Genomic DNA, 21119 nt, shown 5'->3' with positions numbered 1-21119 from the left:
CGGAGCGCCCATGAGCCAGCCTGTCTTCCTCGCGGTCGAGACGGGCGGGACCAAGATCGTCTGGCGCATCGCCGATGCGTCGGGCGTCGCGCTGGACGAGGGACGCTTTCCCACCGGCCGGCCCGAGGACGCGGCGGAGCAGCTGGTCGCCGCCGTGGCCGATCGCGAGGTCGCGGCGCTGGGCGTGGCCAGTTTCGGGCCGGTGATCGCGGACCCGGCGTCGGACGATTACGGCCGGATGCTGCCGACGCCCAAGCCGGGATGGGCCGGCTTCAACCTGGCGCGCGCCCTGTCCGAACGGCTGGACGCGCCCTATGCGGTCGACACCGACGTCAATGCGGCGGCGCGGGCCGAGGCGGCGCTGGGCGCAGGCCGAGGCGCGCGGGCGGTCGCCTATGTGACGGTCGGAACCGGCGTCGGCGGCGGGCTGGTCGTGGACGGCCGTACGCTGAAGGGGGCGCTGCACCCCGAGATCGGCCATCTGTCCGTGCGCCGGGCGCCCGGCGACGCCCAGGCCAGCGCCTGCCCCTTTCACGACGATTGCGTCGAAGGCCTGGCCGCGGGACCGGCGGTCCAGGCGCGGCTGGCCGGACGGCGGCTGGAAGCGGCGCCCGGGGTGCGGGGTTTCGTGGCCGACTATCTGGGCCAGCTGGTGGCGGCGCTGGTCTTCGCCTGGGCGCCGGACCGGATCGTGTTCGGCGGCGGGGTCATGTCGACGCCGGGCCTGCTGGCCGAGGTCGAGACCGCCGCGCGACGGGCCGTGGCCGGCTACGGCTCGGCCGTGGTGATGGGGGCGGCGGGCTATCTGGTCCCGGCGGCGCTGGAGCACGCCGGGCTGGAGGGCGCCCTGCTGATGGCGCGCGACGTCAAGCGCCTTTGAACGGCCTCCAAGGCATGGTCCAAGTCCCGGCATGAAGCGCCTTCTGTGTCTGTTGGCCGCGCCGCTGGCGCTGGCGGGTTGCAACGCCGGCCGGTCCGCCATTGGCGGGGTCGAGCAGGTCGGCGCGGGGTTCGGCGCGGCGGTCTCGGCCCCGTTAGAGGACCTGAACCTGCGCCAGCAGCCGATCCCGATCGTGCTGCTGCAGGCTCAGGCGAACCCCTACGACCTGCGCAATCTGAACCAGTGCACGACCGTCGGCGCCGAGGTGGCGCGCCTGGACGAGGCGCTGGGGCCGGACACGGACGAGCCGCCCCGCCAGGACGGCTCCTACCTCAGCGAGCGCGCCGCCGATGCGGCCGCCAAGGCGACGCTGGACGCCATTCGCGACACCACGACCGACTTCATTCCGGGCCGAAGCTGGATCCGACGCCTGAGCGGCGCCGAGCAGCACAGCCGCCAGGTCCAGGCCGCCATCCAGGCGGGCCGGATGCGCCGGGCCTTTCTGAAAGGCGTCGGGATGCAGCGCAACTGCGCCCCGCCGGCCGCGCCCAGCTGGTTCCGGCCGAGGCCGCACTGACGCCCGGGCGCGACGACGCGCGCCGCGACGGAGCCGGGGCGTTGAGAAGGAGGGCTGGGCGGAGCGCCGGGCCTTCGCCCGGAGTTCTGAGATGTGAGTACCGTTTCGACGAAGGCTGGACGCTCCGCGCGAAGGATTGGCCTGCAAGCTCGGGGCGCCGAGTGGTGGCGGTCTTATCGCCTAACCCCATAAGCCTGCGGCGGGCCGGCGGGGTCTGCGAAACCCCGTCCGGGTGCGGCCGAGTATCCCCCTCGACCCTCCGCCTCGCGCGTCCGGTGCGCCGGCCGGCGAGGCGGCGCGGGTCGTTGCAGACCCGCCCCCGCTTCCTCCGCTCCCGCCGCCGCAAGGTCGCAGGCCTTACGAGCCCTCCGGTGCGACGGGACGAGAAAAGCATGGCACGGTTTGCAGCTCAGGCGGGCTGGAGGGGGCGAGAATCCGGCAAGCCGTTGGAATCGTTGCGGTCGAGGCAGCGGCAATAGGATACTTAGCGGATTCAATCTCGCATTCCCGCCGTCCTCCAAACCCGTCATCCCAGGGCTTGTCCCTGGGATCCAGACTCCCGGTTTCGCCGCAGCGCGCCCAATCGTTGGACACCGGGAGTCTGGATCCTCGCCACGAGGGCGAGGATGACGAAAGGGGCGGTTCGCCGTCTCCTCTCGTCGTTGCGCGACGGGGAGACAGACGCGACGTCACCCGTTCGAGGCGTGCCGGGCGTGGAAGTCGCGGCGGAAGGCTTCGAACCGGCTCTCGGCGATGGCGGCGCGCATGGCGGCGGTGAGGGCCTGGTAGAAGGCGATGTTGTGCCAGCTGAGCAGCACCTTGCCGAGGATCTCGTCGGCGCGGATCAGGTGGTGCAGATAGGCCTTGGAATAGCCGGACGAAGCCGGGCAGGGCAGGGTCGGGTCCAGCGGGTCCTGGTCCTCGGCGAAGCGGGCGTTCTTCAGGTTCAGCGGGCCGTCCCAGGTCCAGGCCTGGCCGTGGCGGCCGGCGCGGGTGGGCAGGACGCAGTCGAACATGTCGACGCCGCGATATACCGCCTCGACCAGGTCGACCGGCTTGCCGACGCCCATCAGATAGCGGGGCCGGTCGGCGGGCAGGAATTCGGGGGCGTAGTCCAGCACCTCGCACATGGCCTGGTGGCCCTCGCCCACGGCCAGGCCGCCGATGGCGTAGCCGTCGAAGCCGATCTCCTGAAGCTGTTCTGAGGACTGGCGGCGCAGGTCCTCGAAGGTGGAGCCCTGCTGGATGCCGAACAGGGCCTGGGTCGCGCGCTGGCCGAAGCGGGCCTTGGAGCGCGCGCCCCAGCGGATCGACAGCTCCATCGCCTTCTTCGCCGCGTCCTTCTCGGCGGGATAGGCGACGCACTGGTCCAGCTGCATGGAGATGTCGGCGCCGATGCGGTCGGCCTGGATCTCGATGGAGCGTTCGGGCGTCAGCTCGTGCTTGGAGCCGTCGATGTGGCTGGAGAAGGTGACGGCGTTCTCGGTCAGCTTGGAGATGCCGGCCAGGGACATGACCTGGAAGCCGCCCGAGTCGGTCAGGATCGGCTTGTCCCAGCCCATGAAGGTGTGAAGGCCGCCCAGCCGCTCCATCCGCTCCGGACCGGGGCGCAGCATCAGGTGGTGATAGGTGTTGCCCAACAGGATGTCGGCGCCGGTCGCCTTGACCTGATCGACGGTCAGGGCCTTGACCGTGGCGGCGGTGCCGACCGGCATGAAGGCGGGGGTGCGGATGTCGCCGCGCGGGGTCTGCAGCACGCCGGTGCGGGCGCGGCCCTCGACGGCGGCGATCTCGAACGGGAAGGGCATCGGAAGGGTCTCGGAAAAGCGAGCGGGGGACATGACCGATTACGGCGGCCGTGTCACGCCCCGACCAATACCCGTCATTCCGGGGCTGAGCGAAGCGAGGAACCCGGAACCCAGGGCCGCATTCGCGATGTTGGAGCTTCCGGCGCCGCAAATATCCTCCTGGGTTCCGGGTTCGTCCTTCGGACGCCCCGGAATGACGATAAGGAAGGGATGCTGGCGGAGGACTTGCAACCGTCCTAAGGATCGCCGCTTCGCCGATCGGGACACGCCTTGCCGCAGGACGCCGCCAATCCGTATCTGACGCCCGCCTGGGTGTGCGCGCCGGGGGTGCTGAGGGTTCCTTTCCTGAAGGCCTTCCTGCCCGAATACGACCTGCGCCGGACGCCCGGCGGAGACGTGAAGGCCGTGCTGGGCTGGGGCATGAAGCCGACGGCGGCGGCGGGGCGGCGCTGGGCGGCCAAGACCGGCCGGCCCTATGTGGCGCTGGAGGACGGCTTTCTGCGCTCGGTCGGCATCGGCGAGGCGGGGGCGACGAGCCTGAGCCTGATCGTCGACGACCTGGGGGTCTATTACGATGCGACGCGGCCCAGCCGGCTGGAGCGGCTGATCGTCGAGGCCGACGCCTGGTGCGACGCAGGCGTGCGGGCGCGGGCGCGACGGCTGATCGACCGGATCGTCGAGACCGGGCTGTCCAAGACCAACATGGGCGGACCGCTGGATGCGGCGCTGCTGAAGCCTGGACGGCGGGTGCTGATCGTGGACCAGACGCTGGGCGACGCCTCGATCGGCTATGGGCTGGCCTCGACCGAAAGCTTCGCCGAGATGATGCGGGCGGCGCGGCGGGACGAGCCGGACGCGCAGCTGATCGTCAAGCGGCATCCGGCCGTGGCGGCGGGGCGCAAACAGGGCTGCATCATGGATCTGGAAGGCGTCACGCTGATCGACGCCGACGTGCGGCCGGCGGAGATGCTGGCGGCGGTGGACGCCGTCTATTGCGTGACCTCGGCCCTGGGGTTCGAGGCGCTGATGCGCGGGCTGCCGGTCAGGTGCTTCGGCGCGCCCTTCTATTCGGGATGGGGGCTGACGACGGATGCGGTCGACACCGGACGGCGCGGCGCGGCGCGGGACCTGGAGACGGTCGCGGCCGCGGCCCTGATCGCCTACAGCCGCTATGTCGATCCGACGACGGGGCGGCGCTGCGAGGCGGAAGAGGCGCTGGAGCGGCTGGTCGCCTTGAGGGACCGGGCGGATCGGCTGGCGGGGGACTGGGCGGCGGTCGGCTTCGCCCCGGCCAAGCGGCCGCCGGTGCGGCGGCTGCTGAACGCGCCCAAGGCGCGGATGCGCTATTTCTGGCGGGCGAAGGCGGCGGCGGCGCACGCCCGGCGCACGGGCGGCCGGCTGATCTGGTGGGCCGGCAAGGAGAGCGAGGCGATCCGGCGGGCGGCCGAGAACTTCGACGGGCCGACGGTGCGGATGGAGGACGGCTTCATCCGCTCGCGCGGGCTGGGGTCGGATTTCGTCGGCGCGCTGTCGGTCGCCCTGGACGACCAGGGGGTCTATTACGACCCGAGCCGGCCGTCGCGGCTGGAGACGCTGATCGAGACGACGCAGTTGAGCCCGGCGCAGCGGGCGCGGGCGGCGGCGCTGGGGCGCAGCGTGGTCGAGGCGGGACTGTCGAAATACAATCTGACGGGCCGGGCGCCGGAGGGCTGGCCCAGCGACCGCGAGGTGGTGCTGGTCGTCGGCCAGGTCGAGAACGACAAGTCGATCCTGAAGGGCTGCGCGCCGGACCTGAACACCAACTCGGCCCTGGTGGCGGCGGCGCGGGCGGATCATCCGGACGCCTTCCTGGTCTATCGCAACCATCCCGACGTGCTGGCGGGCAACCGGCCCGGAAGGCTGGAGGCGGGGGCGCTGGCGGCGGTGGACGCGACGGCGGACGGGCTGGACATCATCGACTGCCTGGCGGCCTGCACGCGGGTGGCGACGCTGACCTCGCTGACGGGGTTCGAGGCGTTGATGCGGGGCAAGGCCGTGTCGGTTTACGGGCGGCCGTTCTATGCCGGCTGGGGGCTGACGGAGGACCGGCTGGGGTTCGAGCGGCGCACGCGCCGGGCGTCGGTCGAGGATCTGATCCATGCGGCGCTGATCGCCTATCCGGTCTATGTCACGCCCCAGGGCTGGCCGTGCGAGGCCGAGGATCTGGTCGCCGCCCTGATCGCCGCGCGCGACCAGCCGGCCCCGGCGGCGCCGCGCGGGCGGGTGCGTCGATGGGCGACCGGCGTGATGGCCAGTCTCGACCGGACGCCGCCGCCGTCCTATTGACGCGTTCGGATAGGAAACGCACTTCTGAAGCGGGCGCCGCGCGCCGCGCGATAGGAAGCCGTTTCCTCAAGCAGCGAGGCGCCGCGCGCCGAGCGATAGGAAAAGAACAGTGTCTCACGCCGTCATCGCCGCCACCGGCCTCTTCACCCCCGAACAGTCGGTGTCCAACGCCGAACTGGTCACGGCCTACAACGCCTGGGCCGACGGCTGGAACGCCGAGCACGCCGAGGCCGTCGCCGCCGGCGAGCTGGAGCCCAAGACCCATTCCTCGGTCGAGTTCATCGAGAAGGCCTCGGGCATCAAGAGCCGCTATGTGCTGGACAAGTCCGGGATCATCGACCCCGCGCGCATGGCGCCGAACCTGGCCGAGCGGTCGAACGACGAACTGTCGATCCTGGCCGAGATGGCGGTCAAGGCCGCGCGCCAGGCGATCGAGGCCTGGGGCAAGCCGGTCAGCGAGATCGGGGCGGTGCTGTGCGCGGCGTCCAACATGCAGCGCCCCTATCCGGCCATGGCCATCGAGGTGCAGCAGGCGCTGGGCATCGAGGGCTTCGCCTTCGACATGAACGTGGCCTGTTCGTCGGCGACCTTCGGCGTCAAGACGGCGGCGGACTTCATCGCCGGCGGATCGGTCAAGGCCGTGCTGATGGTCAATCCGGAAATCTGTTCGGCGCACCTGAACTTCACCGACCGGGACAGCCACTTCATTTTCGGCGACGTGGCGACGGCGGTGATCGTGGAATCGTCGGAGACGGCCGGGCCGGGCGGCTGGGACGTGCTGGGGACGCGGCTGAAGACGGTGTTCTCGAACAACATCCGCAACAACTTCGGCTTCCTGAACCGCAACGCGCGCGACACCGCCCACCTGGATACGCCGGCGTTCGACGGCGCGGTGCAGAACGACAAGCTGTTCGTCCAGCAGGGCCGCAAGGTGTTCAAGGACGTGGTGCCGATGGTGTCGGACATGATCGTCGATCACGCCGGCGAGCTGGGGCTGGAGCCGCAGGGCCTGAAGCGGCTGTGGCTGCACCAGGCCAACATCAACATGAACACCCTGATCGGCAAGAAGGTGCTGGGCCGCGAGCCGTCGCCGGAAGAGAACGTCATCATCCTGGACGACTACGCCAACACCTCCTCGGCCGGGTCGATCATCGCCTTCCACCTGCACAACGACGGCTTCGCGCCGGGCGAGACGGGCCTGATCTGCAGCTTCGGCGCGGGCTATTCGGCGGGCACGGTGTTCGTCAGGAAGCGGGGCTGAGGCGCGGCGCGGGGGTTAACGGGCCGGAAAGCCTGATCGCCAAGGGAGTCTCAACGGACTCCGTGGTGACGATCACAAAATCGCGGCTCCGCTTGAACTTCATGCGAGTTTTTGCGAGGCGTTTCATATCGAGAACGATGGGGAGTTCCCGAATGACCCAGAAGACCCCGAGGCATGTGCTGGACAGCCTGGCGCAGGACATCGCCCTGGTCCTTAAGAGCATGGGCGGCTCCGCGCCCACCAGACGATGATCGTCGACTGCGTCGCCGCCATGAAGCGTCAGCGCGGCGAACCGGTCGTTCCGTCCGACCTTCGCCAAAAGATCGTCGAGGTGTTCGAACACTATCGCGACCTGTTCTTCCGCCCCTTCGGCGAAGGCTCGCAGCGGTGGGCCCTGGCGGACGCCGCGGCCTGACATCGACGACATGAAGAAAGGGCGCGCTCCTGGCGGAGCGCGCCCTTCTCATGTCCGACCCGATCGCGGGATCAGAAGCGGCGCACGTAGCTGAGCGTGTAGCTGTCCAGCTCGTTGCTGTCGCCGTCGAAGTCGCGGCGGGTCCAGTCGGCGCGCACGCCGTTGGCGCCGTCAAGATTGTAGGTCGCGCCGGCGCCGTAGCTCCAGTGGTCGCCGCCGACATCGGTGGTCTGGCCGGCGATCTCCTGCTTCAGCTCGGTGTGGCCGTAGCCGCCGCGCGCGAACAGCTCCATGCGGTCGCCGATCGGATATTTGCCGACCACATAGCCGGCGGCGTCCCATTCGTGCTTCAGCGTGCCGTCCGCGCCGGCCAGCTCATAGTCATGGTCGCGCACGCCGACGGAGGCCTCGGTCTCGACAGCCAGATAGCGGTTCAGGTTCACGCCCAGGCGGCCGGTCACGGCGCCGGTGTAGGCGTCGTCCAGATAGGTGTAGCCCAGCGAGCCGTAGCCGCGCGGCGCCTCGGGGGCGGCGGATTGGGCGAAGGCCGGCGCGGCCAGGGCGGACACGGCGGCGGCGGTCAGGAGGATGTTGCGCATCGAAAGGCTCCTTGGGTTGGGGCGGCCCCATCGGGACGGCCGGAATGGCTCCGCGCCGGGGAGGGCGCGGAAGCGGAGGGGAGGGGGGAGGCCGCCGGGGCGGCGGCCTCGCAACGTCGGGGGAAGGGCCGGGTTAGAAGCGGCGCACGTAGCTGAGCGAATAGACGTCGGCCTCGCCGGCGTCGTCGCGGAAATCACGGCGCGTCCAATCGGCGCGCAGGCCGTTCTGGCCGTCCAGATAGTAGTTGGCGCCGGCGCCGTAGTTCCAGCTTTCGCCGTCGACCTCGCCGTCGAAGCCGGCCAGCTCGGTCTTGATCTTGGTGGTGCCGTAACCGCCGCGCGCGAACAGTTCGAAGTTCGGGGTCACGGGCAGGGTGCCGACCACATAGGCGGCGGCGTCGTAGTCGTGCTCGATCTTGCCGTCGACGCCGGCGAAGGTGAAGTCGTCGTCCTTCACGCCGATGGAGGCTTCGCCCTCGACGCCCAGGTAGGGATTAAACTTGGCGCCGACGCGGCCCGTGACGGCGCCCAGATCGCCGTCCGAGTGGTCAAGTTGAGAATAGCCCAGAGTACCGTAATAGGTCGGTCCTTGCATCGTTTGAGCAAAGGCCGGCGCGGCGATGACGGAAACGGCGGCGGCGGCGAGAAGAATGTTACGCATTGTTTCTATAGACTCCTAGATGCGATGGTCTTGAAGCCATCGGCCCCATCCAGCGAGTGCTTAAATAGGTCGGCGAAACAGTCGTTCCATAGGGGGGATGAACTTGCGAACTGCTGTGAGCCCCATGACACAGTCATCGTTCTTTCAAGAATGGCGGGAATGCGCACGAAAAAGGGCGGCCCGCCGGGCCGCCCCTTGAACCGTCGTCTTGCAGGCAGGCTCAGCGATCCTTTTCGCGCTCTCCGTCCAGGGCGGCCTGGGCGGCCGCCAGCCGGGCGATCGGCACGCGGTAGGGCGAGCAGGAGACGTAGTTCAGGCCCGCCTTCTCGCAGAAGGCGATGGAGGCGGGGTCGCCGCCGTGCTCGCCGCAGATGCCCAGCTTGACGTCCGGCCGCACGGCCTTGCCGCGCTCGGCGGCGATCTGGATCAGGTCGCCCACGCCGTCCTGGTCCAGGCGGACGAAGGGATCGGTCTCGAAGATGCCCTTGTCCAGATAGGCCTGGAGGAAGCGGCCCGAGTCGTCGCGGCTGATGCCGAAGGTGGTCTGGGTCAGGTCGTTGGTGCCGAAGCTGAAGAACTGGGCGTATTCCGCCAGGTCGCCGGCGCGGATGGCGGCGCGGGGCAGTTCGATCATGGTGCCGACCAGATAGTCGACGCTGTCGCCGGCCTCGTCGAACACGGCCTTGGCCGTGCGGTCGGTCAGTTCGCGCAGGTATTTCATCTCCAGGCCCAGGGCGACCAGCGGGTGCATGATCTCGGGCAGGGGGGCCTGGCCGGACCGGGCCTTCACCTCCAGCGCGGCCTCCAGGATGGCGCGGACCTGCATCTCGTAGATTTCGGGATAGGCCACGCCCAGGCGGCAGCCGCGATGGCCCAGCATGGGGTTGGTCTCGTGCAGTTCGCGCGCCCGGCGCTTCAGCTTCTCGGCGTCGATGCCGGAAGAGGCGGCCAGGGCGTCGATGTCCTCGTCCGTGTGGGGGATGAACTCGTGCAGCGGCGGGTCCAGCAGGCGCACGGTGACGGGCAGGCCGGCCATGATGTCGAACAGCTCCACGAAGTCCGACTTCTGGAACGGCGCGATCTTGGCCAGGGCCGTGCGGCGGCCGGCCTCGTCGTCGGCCAGGATCATCTCGCGCACGGCGGCGATGCGGGCGTCGTCGAAGAACATGTGCTCGGTGCGGCACAGGCCGATGCCCTCGGCGCCGAAGCCGCGCGCGGTCTTGGCGTCCAGCGGGGTCTCGGCGTTGGCGCGGACCTTGAGGCGGCGCACCTGGTCGGCCCAGCCCATCAGGGTCTGGAAGTCGCCGGTCAGCTCGGGCTCGATCATCTTGACCGCGCCCTCCAGCACCTCGCCCTTGGAGCCGTCGATGGTGATGACGTCGCCGGCCTTGAAGGTGCGGCCGCGCACGGTGAAGACGCCCTTGTCCTCGTCGATGTCGATCTCGCCGGCGCCGGAGACGCAGGCCCGGCCCATGCCGCGCGCCACCACGGCGGCGTGGCTGGTCATGCCGCCGCGGGCCGTGACGATGCCGCGCGCGGCGTGCATGCCGTGGATGTCCTCAGGCGAGGTTTCCTCGCGCACCAGGATGACCGCCTCGCCCAGACCCGACAGCCGCTCGGCCTCGTCGGCGTCGAACACGATCTTGCCCGTCGCCGCGCCCGGCGAGGCGGGCAGGCCGGCGGCGATGACGGTGCGCGGGGCGTCCGGGTCCAGGGTCGGGTGCAGCAGCTGGTCAAGCGCCGAGGGCTCGACGCGGCTGATGGCCTCTTCCTGGGAGATCACGCCCTCGGCGGCCAGGTCGACGGCGACCTTCAGCGCCGACTTGGCCGTGCGCTTGCCGTTGCGGGTCTGCAGCATCCAGAGCCGGCCCTGTTCGACCGTGAACTCGATGTCCTGCATGTCGCGGTAGTGGCTCTCCAGCGTGTTCACCACCTCGACGAACTGGGCGAAGACCTCGGGCATGGCCTCTTCCATCGAGGGGGCGGTCTCGCCCATCTCCTCGCGGCCGACCTTGGTCAGGGACTGGGGCGTGCGGATGCCGGCGACCACGTCCTCGCCCTGGGCGTTGATCAGGAACTCGCCGTACAGGCGCGCCTCGCCGGTCGAGGGGTTGCGGGTGAAGGCGACGCCGGTGGCCGAGGTCTCGCCCATGTTGCCGAACACCATCGACTGGACGTTGACGGCCGTGCCCCAGCTTTCGGGGATGTCGTGCATGCGGCGATAGAATTTCGCCCGGTCGTTCATCCAGCTTTCGAACACGGCGCCGACCGCGCCCCACAGCTGGTCCTTGGGATCCTGCGGGAAGGCGTGGCCCAGCTCGCGTTCGACCACCTGCTTGTAGTCGGCGACGACCTTTTCCCAGTCGGCGGCGGTCAGGTCGGTGTCGACGGTGACGCCCAGCCGGTCCTTGTGCTGGTCCAGCACCTCCTCGAAGTCGTCGTGGCTGAGGCCCAGGACGACGTTGGAATACATGGTGATGAAGCGGCGGTAGCTGTCGAAGGCGAAGCGGCGGTCGCCGGACAGCCTGGCCAGGCCCTCGACCGTCTGGTCGTTCAGGCCCAGGTTCAGCACCGTGTCCATCATGCCGGGCATGGAGGCGCGGGCGCCCGAACGCACGGACACCAGCAGCGGATTGTCCACGTCGCCGAAGGTCTTGCCGACCACGCCCTCGACCTTGGCCAGGGCGGCCTGGACCTGGGCCTCCAGGTCGGCGGGATAGGTCTCGCCATTGGCGTAGTACCAGGTGCAGACCTCGGTGGTGATGGTGAAGCCGGGGGGGACCGGCAGGCCCAGCGACGACATCTCGGCCAGATTGGCCCCCTTGCCGCCGAGCAGGTTCTTCATCGACGCATCGCCGTCGGCGGAGCCCCCGCCGAAGCCGTACACCCACTGAGTCATCATGTATCCCTGAGCTTGGTCATTCGATCGGCAGGGTTGGCCCTGCTCGCGATGGCGGCATGACTAGCGCGCGCCGCGCGGCTTGGCCATGCCGCTTGTTACAAAGCGTGAAGGCTAGGGGGCGGTTCCGGCGAAATCTCAGGAACGGCGCACCAGCAGCACGCCGCCCAGGACCAGCGCCACGCCGGCGATGCGGCCGATGTTCAGCGGCTGGCGCGGCACGCCCAGCGCGCCGAAGTGGTCCAGGATCAGGCTGATCAGCAGCTGGCCGCCGACCATCAGGGTGATGGTCATGGCCACGCCGAGGCGCGGCACGCCCCAGGCGGCGGCGACCACGAAACAGGCGCCGTACGCCCCGCCCAGCCAGGCGTACCAGGGCAGGGCGCGGGTGGCGGCCATGTCGGGCCGGGTGTGCAGCGCCGCCGCGACCACGCCCAGCACCACGGTCCCGACCGCGAAGGAGATGAAGGCGGCGTTGACCGGAGAGGCGACCGCCCCGGCCAGCCGCGCGTTGGTCGGGGCCTGCAGGGCGGTGGCGCCGCCGGCCAGGACGACGATGAGCATGGCGATCAGCGACGGGTTCATCCGTCCTGGCTAGCACGGTCGGGCGGCGCGGGGCAGATGGGCGTCGCCGGGCGCCCGCGCCGGGGTTGCCGTCGGCGGCGGCGCGGGCGATGCTAGATGACGCCCCTTTGGAGAGACGGCCCGTGCAGACTTCCCCCAGCAGCAGAACGAGCGGCCCGCCGCGTCCGGATCGGCGCGCCGTGGCGTTCGGCGGCCTGGCCGCGACCTGCTGGGCCGCCCTGGCCGGGCCCGCGGTCGCGCAGGCGCGGGTGGAGCGGGCGCCGGCGGCCGACGCGCCGACGCCTCTGCCCTTCGCCGTGGGCGGGCGGGTGATCTCGGACGGGGAGGACCTGACCTACCAGTGGCCGGGCGTCTATTTCGAGGCGGCGTTCACCGGCGTGTCGGTCTTCTTTCGCGTCGGCGCCGGCGACCAGATCCTGCATCTGCTGATCGACGGCCGGCGCGTCGGCGAGATGATCCGGCCCGCCGCCGGCCTTTACCGGATCACGGGGCTGGAGCCGGCGGCGCACCGCGTCCGGATCGAGGTCGTGTCCGAACACCAGGCGGGACCGGCGCGCTTCGGCGGCTTCGCGCTGGGCGCCGACGGTGTGGCGGGCGCCCGCCCCCGACGCCGGCGCCAGATCGAATTCATCGGCGATTCCCACACCGTCGGCTATGGGGTCGGGCGGGACCAGCGCGACTGCACGACCGAGGAGGTGTGGGCCTCGACCGACAATTCGTCGGCGTTCGGGCCGCTGACCGCCCGGCGCCGCCAAGCGGACTATCAGACCAACGCCATCTCGGGGCGGGGCGTGGTGCGGAACTACGCCGGTGCGGCCGCGCCGACCTTGCCGCAGGCCTATCCGTACGCCCTGTTCGACGGGGCGACGCGGTATGACGCGACGGACTGGTCGCCGCAGGTGGTGGTGATCGATCTGGGGACCAACGACTTCTCGACGCCGCTGGCGGCCGGCGAACCCTGGACGTCGCGGGAAGCGCTGAGGGCGGATTTCGAGGCGACCTATGCGCGCTTCGTCCAGACCCTGCGCGCCCGCAATGGCGGCGCCTTTCTGATCCTGCTGACCCCGCCCAGCGCCGAGGACGAGATCGCCGTCGCGGTCGGCCGCGTCGCCGAGCGGCTGAAGGCGGCGGGCGAGGACCGGCTGGCGGTGCTGGCGACCGGCCCGCTGGCGTTCACCGCCTGCGACTGGCACCCGTCGCGGCGGGATCAGGAACAGATCGCGGGCGTGCTGTCGGCCTTTCTGGACGCCCACCCCGAGGTCTGGGACGGGAGGCGGCCATGACGGTTCTGGCGCGGCTGGGGCTGAGCGTCCCCGTGATCCAGGCGCCGATGGCGGGCGTGTCGACGCCGGAGATGGCGGCGGCGGTCTCGAACGCGGGCGGCCTGGGCTCCATCGCCGTGGGCGCGACCGACGCGGACGGGGCGAGGGCGATGGCGGCGGCGACACGGGCGCGGACCGACCGGCCGTTCAACGTCAATCTGTTCGCCCACGCGCCGGCGCGCGCCGATCCCCGGCGCGAGGCCGGCTGGCTGGCCGCGCTGGCCCCGACCTTCGCCGCGTTCGGGGCCGAGGCGCCGGTCGCCCTGGGGGAGATCTATCGCAGCTTCGTCGAGGACGACGCCATGCTGGCGGCGCTGCTGGAGGCGCCGCCGGCGGTGGTCGGCTTCCACTTCGGCCTGCCGGGCGCCGACCGCATCCGCGCGCTGAAGGATGCGGGCTGCGTTCTGCTGGCGACGGCCACCTGCCTGTCCGAGGCCGAGGCGGCGCGGGAGGCGGGGATCGACGCGGTTGTGGCGCAGGGCTGGGAAGCGGGCGGGCATCGGGGCGTATTCGATCCCGCGGCGCCGGACGACCGTCTGGGGACGATGGCGCTGACCCGGCTGCTGGCGGCGCGCGCCGGCCTGCCTGTGATCGCGGCGGGCGGGATCATGGACGGGCGCGGCGTGCGCGCGGCCCTGGACCTGGGCGCGGTTGCGGCGCAGCTGGGCACGGCCTTCGTCGCCTGTCCCGAAAGCGCGGCCGACGCCGCCTACAAGGCCGCCCTGCTGGACGGCGACGGACGCACGGCGATGACCGACGCGCCGTCTCGGGCCGCCCGGCGCGGTGCCTGAGAAACCGCTTCGTCGAACTGGGCGAGACCCTGGCGGCGGCGCGGCCGGACTATCCCATCGCCTATGACGCCGGAAAGGCGCTGAACGCGGCGGCCAAGGCGCGGGGGGAGGCCGGCTTCGGCGCCCAATGGACCGGCCAGGGCGCGGCGCTGGCCCGGTCGCTGCCGGCGGGCGAACTGGTCGCCGTGCTGGCCCAGGAGATGGGGCGCGCTTGAACCCAGGCGCGGGGCGCTTTATGCGGGCAAGGCAACCGGAGCGGATTCCATGCTGGCGCTTTTCATCATCCTCGGCTTCGTCGCCGTCCTGGCCCTGATCAACTACGTCGAGTTCGGCCGGGTTGACTGATCGCGTCCCCGAGGCGGGGCGCGGCGCCGCCCTGGTCACGGGGGGCGCCCGGCGGATCGGGCGGGCCGTCTGCCTGACGCTGGCGTCGGCCGGTTTCGACGTGGCCGTCCATCACCACGCCTCCGAAGACGAGGCGCGCGCCCTGGCCGCCCAGATCGAGGCGCTGGGCCGGCGCGCGGTCGCGCTGAAGGCGGACCTGACCGACGAGGCGGCGGTGCGCGACCTGATCCCGCGCGCGGTCGCGGCGCTGGGGCCGGTGACGGCGCTGGTCAACAACGCCTCGGTGTTCGAGGACGACCGCGTCGGGGAGCTGAGCCGCGACAGCTGGGACCGGCATATCGAGACCAATCTGCGCGCGCCCATCGTGCTGGCCGAGGCCTTCGCCGCCCAATTTCGCGAAGGCTGGGGACACGAGGGGGCGATCGTCAATCTGCTGGATCAGAAGGTGTTGAAGCCGGACCCGCGCTTCTTCTCCTACAGCCTGTCCCGGAACGGCCTGTGGTGGGCGACGCGCACCCTGGCCCAGGCGCTGGCGCCGCGCATCCGGGTCAACGGCGTCGGGCCGGGGCCCACGCTGCCGTCCATTCACCAGACCGAGGCCGAGTTCCAGGCCGAGGCCGAGGGCACGCTGCTGCAACGTCCCGGCGCGCCCGAGGCGGTGGCTCAGGCGGTGCTGTGGCTGATTGACGCCGGCCTGGTGACGGGTCAGATGATCGCGGTCGACGGGGGCCAGCATCTGGCCTGGCGCACCCCCGACATCGTGCAGGAGTAAGCGCGTGGGACTTTCCTCCCCGGTGTCGTCCTTTCCGGGCGAGGAGCCGCTGCGGCGCGAGGCGCTGCGGGTGTTCGTGCGCGGGCTGGAGGTCGAGGCCGGCATCGGCGTCTATGACCACGAGCACGGACGGCTGCAGCGGCTGGTGATCGACGTCATGCTGGAGCTGGAGCCCAACGCCATCGAACGGCTGGGCGACACCGTCAACTACGAGACCGTGGCGGAGGCGGCGCGCGCCATCGCCGCCGAGGGGCACATCGGCCTGGTCGAGACCTTCGCCGAGCGGCTGGCCCGGGCCTGCCTTGACGACCGCCGGGTTGTGCGGGCCGCCGTCCGCGTCGAGAAGCCGGGCGCCCTGGCGGCGGCGGCCGCGCCAGGATGCGAGATCGTGCTGGCGCGCTGACCGGTCGAGGTTGCGCGCGGGCGGGCGCCCCGCCATTGTCCGCCCACGTGTCGCCGCCGAACCGGGCGGCTCAATAGGAATCATCTGAACCGCATGGCCGAACCCGTCGATCCCAAGGCCCCCTCCGGCGACGACGCGCACGACCACGACGACGCGGTCGGATTCGCCTCGGCCGCCTCGCTGTCCGGCCGCCGGGTCGAGCCGGCCGAGCGCGACCTGTTCGAGGAGCCCGAGCCCTCGTACGATCCGTTCCGGGCCAGCGAGCCGACGCCGCTGCGGCAGATGCGGCCGGGCGACGCGGCCGCGCGCGCCGTGCGCGAGCGGCGCGAATCGATCCGCACGGACGCCACGCCCGAGCCGACCCCGATCGATGCGCCGTCGACCCTGTACGCCGTCTATGTGCTGATCCTGCTGGCGGTGCCGACGCTGGGCGTGGCGGCGGCGGTCGCGCTGCTGGCGGTGTGGAAGCGCCGCGCGCCGCAGGGCGAGGTGGCGGCCAGCCACTATGTCTTCCAGCAGCGCACGGTCTGGGCGGCGGCCATCGGCGCCGTGGCCGGGGCGGTGCTGATCATCGTCAACGTCGGCGTCTTCATCCTGTTCGCCGCGGCGGTGTGGACCCTGGCGCGCGGGGCGTATGGCGTGATGAAACTGAGGGCGGGGCGGCGCATTCCGCATCCGAACGCCTGGCTGTTCTGAGGAGACGCCGCATGACGACGCCGAACTTCACCTCCGGCCAGGAGGCCGAGGGCAAGGTCCCCGCCCTGATCGCCTGGGCCCTGTTCATCCTGTCGATCCCCAGCGCGAACCTGCTGGTGCTGGTCGGGCTGATCGTGTCCTACGTCTCGCGCGGGACGGCGACCGGCGTGCCGCGCCAGCATATCGACGCGCAGATCCGGCTGTTCTGGTCGGTCTTCTGGTGGACCATCGCCGCCTGGATCGGCATCGCCGTCAGCGCGGTCGCCTCTTTGGTCCTGATCGGCGTTCCGTTCCTGCTGCTGTTCCTGCTGATCTGGTTCCTGCTCAGCGTCTGGTTCACGGTGAAGAGCGTGCTGGGCCTGATCCAGCTGCTGCAGGATCGGCCGATCTGAGCGCCTGACCGGCGAGCGGGAACGCGGCGGCCCTCCAAGCTGTTGAAGCGGCGAAGGAGTGACGCATGGGCCAGTTCAGAGACGACGCGGGCGAGAACCGCTTCGAACAGGAGTTCGACACCGAGACGGGGGGCGGCCAGGTCTGGGCCGACTACGCCGTGCGCGGCGGGGCGCGGGTGATCCTGCACGTGGAGGCCGAGCCCGGCCTGCGCGGCTCGGGCGCCGGCGGACGTTTCATGCAGTCGATGGCCGAACACGCGCGCGAGAACGGCCTGAGACTGTTTCCCCGCTGCAGCTATGCGGTGACCTGGCACAAGCGGCACCCGGATTACGACGACGTCCTGGCCTGAAACCGGCGATAGGGACCGGCGATAGGGACCGGCGGATAGGTCGCAGGACGGCCGGGTCCCGGGCCGCTAGAACAGGGCAATGCAACTGATCGGCCAGGGCTGGATCTATCGTGTCGGCAACTCGCTCATTCGGGTGGAGAACGCCTTCGCCTGGCTGGGCTGGGCGCAGGAACGGCTGGTGGTCAACGACGAGCCGGTGCGCAGCGCGGGGGCCTGGTACGGCCTGTCGCGCGATTTCAAGGAAGACTGGCTGACGCCGACGGGCGAGGGCGAGCTGCTGGTCCGGCTGACGTCGCGGCTGAATGGAATCAGCTGCGACGCCTGGCTGGACGGCGTCGAGATCGAACCGGAGGCCCTGCGCGTCGCGCGCTGGCGGGGCGATCGCAACAGCTGGGCGCCGGCGGAGGCATGGGCCCCCGCCGGCAAGCACGCCTGGATCGTCAGGAAACCGTCAGCCGCCTGAATAGCCGCCGATGATCGGCAGGATCTCGCCGGTGATGAAGCTGGACATCTCTGGGCGAGGCCAGGAAGACGTAGGCGGGCGCGATCTCCTCGGGCTGAGCCGGGCGTTTCATCACCGTGTCGGCGCCGAACTTCGCGGTCTTGTCCGCGTCCTTGTCGGCGGGGTTCAGCGGGGTCCAGACCGGGCCGGGCGCGACCACGTTCACCCGGATGCCGCGCGGCGCCAGATGCGTGCCCAGCGACCGCGCATAGGCGTGGATGCCGCCCTTGGTCAGGGAGTAATCCAGCAGGTCCTTGTTGCCCTGAAGCCCCGTCACCGAGCCGGTCATGACGATGGCGCCGCCGGACTTCATGTGCGGGACCGCCGCCTTGGTCATGTTGAAATAGCCGTAGAGGTTGGTCTTCAGCGTGCGGTCGAAATGCTCGAACGTCAGGTCCTCGAAGGCGTTGACGTGCTCCTGGAAGGCGGCGTTGGGGACCAACACGTCCAGCCGCCCGAAGGCGTCCAGCGTGGCCTTGACCGCGGTCTCGGCGAAGGCGGGGTCGGAGACGTCCCCCTTCAGCACCACGGCGCGACGGCCCTCGGCCTCGACCGCGGCCTTGGTGGTCTCGGCGTCGTCGTCCTCGTCCAGGTGGCAGACGACCACGTCGCAGCCTTCGCGCGCGAACAGGACAGCGACCGCGCGACCGATGCCGGAATCGGCCCCGGTGATCAGGGCGGCGAAGCCGTCTAGCTTGCCCGAGCCCTTCCAGAAGGGGGCGTCGTACATCGGCGCGGGGTCCAGGGCCGATTCGTCGCCCGGCTTGACTTGGTGCTGCTTGGGGAAGGGCGGCTCGGGATAGCGACGCGCGCCGGCCTGGACCGCGCCGCCGTCTTCGCCGCCGTCGGCCTGGGTCTTGTCGGCCTGGGCCTGGTCGGTCTGGTCGATGTCGCGCTGGATCGCGCGCTCGTGGTCGGCGACGTCCTCGGCGCGGGCTTCGAAACGGTCGTCCATGTCTGATTCTCCTGAAGGCTCTTGTCCCTCAGGAAGCGGGCGAGGCGGCCCGCCGTTCCATCGCCGTGCAGCCGGGCGTCAGCTGACGCGGTGGACGATGGTCTTGATGGTCTCGGCCTTGGTGGGCAGGTCGGCGGCCAGGCGCGACGCCATCTCGCGCGCGCCGACGGGATAGGCGTCGCCGCCGTTGGCGATCTCCTTGGCCTTGGCCGCCGCTTCGAGCAGCAGCTTCTCCAGCGCCTCGATCTCTTCCAGCGCCAGGGCGTGCGCCTCGAGCTGGAGGCGTTTCACGCGTTCGGCGGTGGTTTCGGGCGCGCGCATCAGGTCATAGACCTCGGCCTCGGCCGCGACGAGCCGCAGGTCGGGCTTGGCGTCGGAACCGTTCTTGCTGGCCATGGACTCGGACCCCCTTCGTCTGATGCCGGACCAAGGTGATGCGGAATCACCGGCGCGTCGAGCTTGACCGTAGCGGTTCCTGGCCCGGTGTGGCCGGCGCGCATCGGTGAGGGTTACAGTTCCGGCGCCCGGGCGGGGACCATGGCCGGCGCCACGACCGGCGCCAGCACGCCGCCGGCGACCGCGCGCAGCGGCGAGCGCGGCGCGTGCAGCACGGCCGGATTGACGCTGACGCCGTCCTGGGCCGGGGTCACCAGGAAGCCCTTGGCCGCCAGGGCGTCGCCGGCGCGCACCCGCGAGGTCCACACCGCGATCGGCGCGGCGAACAGCAGGGGCAGGACGATCGGGGCGAACCAGGTCGCCAGGTCGGGGCGCACGCACAGCGGGGCCAGGAAGGCGACGCCGGCGATCATCTGCCAGCGCATGGCGCGCAGGGCGTCGGACCAGGCCAGGCCGTCGGCCTCGCGCTGCTGGGTCGTCCAGCCCGTGTCGTGGCCGGACAGGATCTGGATGAAGGCCTTGGTGTTGGCCACCATCAGCAGGGGCGCCAGGATGGCCGACAGGGCGATCTCGGCGGCCATGCCGCGGGCCACGCCGCGACGCCCGCCGAAGGCGCGCAGTTCGGCGGGACGGCTCAGCACCAGGGCCGCGCCCATGAACTTGGGACCGATCAGCAGCACGCCCGCCAGCAGCGACGCCAGCATGAAGGGCGTGAACTGCGGGTTCAGGATGTAGAAGAAGCTGGCCCAGTCGACCGGATAGAACATCTGGATGAACAGGCCGACCATCAGCGAGGCCAGCCAGAGGGGCGACGACAGATAGGCCATGCAGCCCATCAGCAGCTGCAGGCGGCTCATGGCCGACAGGCCCTTGGCGCCGATCAGGCCCAGGTGCTGCAGATTGCCCTGGAACCAGCGGTGGTCGCGGCGGATGAAGTCGGTGATCGACGGCGGGGTCTCTTCCCACGAGCCGTCCAGGGCGGCGGTGACGTGCACGGCCCAGCCGGCGCGGCGCAGCAGGGCGGCCTCGACCACGTCGTGGCTCAGGATATGGCCGCCGAAGGGCTTCCTGCCCGGCAGGCTGGGCAGGCCGCAGCAGCCGGCGAAGGCGCGCGTGCGGATGATGGCGTTGTGGCCCCAGTAGCTGGACTCCGAGCCGGTCCAATAGGCCAGGCCCGCCGCGGCGACGCGGCCGTACAGGCGCACCGAATACTGCGACACGCGGGCGAAGACGGTGCGCGCCTTGACGATCACCGGCGCGGTCTGGATCAGGCCCACGCCCGGATTGCGCTCCATGGCGTCGATCATGCGCAGCAGGGTCTCGCCGGCCATGGTGCTGTCGGCGTCCAGCACGATCATGGTCTCATAGGCGCCGCCGAAGCGACGGACCCATTCGGCCAGGTTGCCGGCCTTGCGCTCCGCGTTGTCGGTGCGGCGGCGGTAGTAGGCCTTGGAGTTGGCGGCCAGGCGGAAGGCCTGGAACACCGACCGTTCGTCGGCGGCGGCCTCGTCCTTGGTCGAGTCGCTCAGCACGAAGATGTCGAAGGCCGAGGAGGCGCCCAGCCGCGCCAGCGAGGCGTCGATCTGGGCCAGGCGCGCGAACGAGGCGCGGGCGTCCTCGTTGTACAGCGGCATCAGCAGGGCGGTGCGGGTGCGCGGCGAGCCGGGATGGGCGGCGAAGCGCAGGTCCGCCTGGTCGCGGCCGCGCAGCATGACGATCAGGCCCATCAGGCCGCTGACGAACCAGCAGGAGATGGCGGTGATCAGCACCATGAAGATGCCGAAGGCCAGCATCTCGGTCGGATCCCAGCCCTTGCGGGCGTACAGGTAGAAGGGCGCGATCGCCGACAGCCCGGCCAGGGCCACGGTGCCCGCCAGCAGCGTCAGGCGGCGCATCAGCACGGTGCGCGGGGAGGTGGCCGGGGTCACGTCGCGCGCGGCGACGGCCGCGTCCAGCGACTGACGCGGCATGGCCAGCGGCGCCTCCTCGGGCAGCCACGACCAGTCCGGCTCACGCGGGGCCGGAGAAAGGTTCTGGATGTCAGCCCGTTCGACAGGCCGGATCGCCAGCTTGTTCATGCCGCTCAAGACGCCCCCTGATGACCCGTCGTCGTCCGGCGGGCGGAGACGACGCGGCATGCTGCATTGCAGCACCGCGCCTATACTCGATCACATTCGCGCGATTT

22 protein-coding genes are annotated in these 21119 nt (G+C 70.8%); 14 read left to right on the top strand and 8 right to left on the bottom strand.

Annotation, left to right across the window (positions count from 1 at the left end; genetic code table 11):
• The first annotated feature begins 10 nt into the window (after nt 1–10).
• Complete coding sequence (locus MU852_RS05035; RefSeq protein WP_249751275.1) at nt 11–880, top strand: ROK family protein; 870 nt, start codon at nt 11–13, stop codon at nt 878–880.
• 31 nt (nt 881–911) lie between these two features.
• On the top strand, nt 912–1457 hold the full coding sequence (locus tag MU852_RS05030; protein ID WP_249751274.1) for a hypothetical protein: 546 nt from the start codon (nt 912–914) through the stop codon (nt 1455–1457).
• Between the two features lie 689 nt (nt 1458–2146).
• Here MU852_RS05030 and tgt read toward each other — a convergent pair.
• Nucleotides 2147–3298 carry a tRNA guanosine(34) transglycosylase Tgt gene (gene tgt, locus MU852_RS05025; RefSeq protein WP_430641193.1) on the bottom strand — a complete coding sequence of 384 codons (1152 nt, stop codon included), beginning with the start codon at nt 3296–3298 and terminating at the stop codon, nt 2147–2149.
• Nucleotides 3299–3535: 237 nt separating this feature from the next.
• On the opposite strand from tgt, the gene MU852_RS05020 reads away from it, so the two are divergent.
• From MU852_RS05020 to MU852_RS05010, 3 genes are all read left to right on the top strand, one after another.
• A complete protein-coding gene (locus MU852_RS05020; protein ID WP_249751272.1) occupies nt 3536–5590 on the top strand; it encodes a capsule polysaccharide biogenesis protein in 2055 nt (684 codons plus the stop codon).
• Nucleotides 5591–5699: 109 nt separating this feature from the next.
• Nucleotides 5700–6851: a beta-ketoacyl-ACP synthase III gene (locus tag MU852_RS05015; protein WP_249751271.1), complete on the top strand. Its 1152-nt coding sequence runs from the start codon at nt 5700–5702 to the stop codon at nt 6849–6851.
• Between the two features lie 247 nt (nt 6852–7098).
• Nucleotides 7099–7266: a hypothetical protein gene (locus MU852_RS05010; protein WP_249751270.1), complete on the top strand. Its 168-nt coding sequence runs from the start codon at nt 7099–7101 to the stop codon at nt 7264–7266.
• A gap of 71 nt (nt 7267–7337) precedes the next feature.
• Here MU852_RS05010 and MU852_RS05005 read toward each other — a convergent pair whose 3' ends face one another.
• The 4 genes from MU852_RS05005 to MU852_RS04990 form a co-directional block, all read right to left on the bottom strand.
• Entirely contained in the window at nt 7338–7865 is a 528-nt protein-coding gene (locus MU852_RS05005; RefSeq protein ID WP_249751269.1) for a porin family protein, read from the bottom strand.
• A 133-nt stretch (nt 7866–7998) separates the two neighbouring features.
• The gene (locus MU852_RS05000; RefSeq protein WP_249751268.1) at nt 7999–8526 is read right to left on the bottom strand and encodes a porin family protein; all 528 of its coding nucleotides are present in this window, start codon (nt 8524–8526) and stop codon (nt 7999–8001) included.
• A gap of 220 nt (nt 8527–8746) precedes the next feature.
• Nucleotides 8747–11425 (bottom strand): pyruvate, phosphate dikinase, encoded by a 2679-nt coding sequence (gene ppdK / locus MU852_RS04995; RefSeq protein WP_249751267.1) that lies wholly within the window; start codon nt 11423–11425, stop codon nt 8747–8749.
• Between the two features lie 138 nt (nt 11426–11563).
• Nucleotides 11564–12010 (bottom strand): DMT family transporter, encoded by a 447-nt coding sequence (locus MU852_RS04990; protein WP_249751266.1) that lies wholly within the window; start codon nt 12008–12010, stop codon nt 11564–11566.
• 122 nt (nt 12011–12132) lie between these two features.
• On the opposite strand from MU852_RS04990, the gene MU852_RS04985 reads away from it, so the two are divergent.
• The 9 genes from MU852_RS04985 to MU852_RS04950 all read left to right on the top strand — a co-directional run bounded on the left by MU852_RS04985 (nt 12133) and on the right by MU852_RS04950 (nt 17544).
• Entirely contained in the window at nt 12133–13293 is a 1161-nt protein-coding gene (locus tag MU852_RS04985; protein ID WP_249751265.1) for an SGNH/GDSL hydrolase family protein, read from the top strand.
• A complete protein-coding gene (locus MU852_RS04980; RefSeq protein ID WP_283843784.1) occupies nt 13290–14123 on the top strand; it encodes an NAD(P)H-dependent flavin oxidoreductase in 834 nt (277 codons plus the stop codon). Before MU852_RS04985 ends, MU852_RS04980 begins: the two co-directional genes overlap by 4 nt.
• Nucleotides 14015–14338, top strand: a complete 324-nt coding sequence (locus MU852_RS17735) for a nitronate monooxygenase (protein WP_347342371.1) — start codon at nt 14015–14017, stop codon at nt 14336–14338. Before MU852_RS04980 ends, MU852_RS17735 begins: the two co-directional genes overlap by 109 nt.
• A 122-nt stretch (nt 14339–14460) precedes the next feature.
• On the top strand, nt 14461–15240 hold the full coding sequence (locus MU852_RS04975) for an SDR family oxidoreductase (protein ID WP_249751264.1): 780 nt from the start codon (nt 14461–14463) through the stop codon (nt 15238–15240).
• Between the two features lie 22 nt (nt 15241–15262).
• Nucleotides 15263–15643 (top strand): dihydroneopterin aldolase, encoded by a 381-nt coding sequence (folB, locus tag MU852_RS04970; protein WP_249751866.1) that lies wholly within the window; start codon nt 15263–15265, stop codon nt 15641–15643.
• 93 nt (nt 15644–15736) lie between these two features.
• Nucleotides 15737–16339: a hypothetical protein gene (locus tag MU852_RS04965; protein ID WP_249751263.1), complete on the top strand. Its 603-nt coding sequence runs from the start codon at nt 15737–15739 to the stop codon at nt 16337–16339.
• A gap of 11 nt (nt 16340–16350) precedes the next feature.
• Nucleotides 16351–16731, top strand: a complete 381-nt coding sequence (locus tag MU852_RS04960; protein WP_249751262.1) for a hypothetical protein — start codon at nt 16351–16353, stop codon at nt 16729–16731.
• A gap of 65 nt (nt 16732–16796) precedes the next feature.
• A complete protein-coding gene (locus tag MU852_RS04955; protein ID WP_249751261.1) occupies nt 16797–17081 on the top strand; it encodes a GNAT family N-acetyltransferase in 285 nt (94 codons plus the stop codon).
• Nucleotides 17082–17160: 79 nt separating this feature from the next.
• Nucleotides 17161–17544: a hypothetical protein gene (locus MU852_RS04950; protein ID WP_249751260.1), complete on the top strand. Its 384-nt coding sequence runs from the start codon at nt 17161–17163 to the stop codon at nt 17542–17544.
• On the opposite strand, the gene MU852_RS04945 is transcribed toward MU852_RS04950, so the two are convergent.
• The 3 genes from MU852_RS04945 to mdoH form a co-directional block, all read right to left on the bottom strand.
• Nucleotides 17522–18538, bottom strand: a complete 1017-nt coding sequence (locus tag MU852_RS04945) for an SDR family oxidoreductase (protein WP_249751259.1) — start codon at nt 18536–18538, stop codon at nt 17522–17524. The genes MU852_RS04950 and MU852_RS04945 overlap by 23 nt on opposite strands.
• A 78-nt stretch (nt 18539–18616) precedes the next feature.
• On the bottom strand, nt 18617–18934 hold the full coding sequence (locus MU852_RS04940; protein WP_249751258.1) for a hypothetical protein: 318 nt from the start codon (nt 18932–18934) through the stop codon (nt 18617–18619).
• 113 nt (nt 18935–19047) lie between these two features.
• Nucleotides 19048–21012 carry a glucans biosynthesis glucosyltransferase MdoH gene (gene mdoH / locus MU852_RS04935; RefSeq protein WP_249751865.1) on the bottom strand — a complete coding sequence of 655 codons (1965 nt, stop codon included), beginning with the start codon at nt 21010–21012 and terminating at the stop codon, nt 19048–19050.
• Nucleotides 21013–21119: the final 107 nt, after the last annotated feature.

The sequence above is a fragment of the Brevundimonas albigilva genome (assembly GCF_023503965.1).
Lineage (GTDB): Bacteria > Pseudomonadota > Alphaproteobacteria > Caulobacterales > Caulobacteraceae > Brevundimonas > Brevundimonas albigilva.
This window is presented reverse-complemented; position numbering and strand designations above follow the sequence as displayed.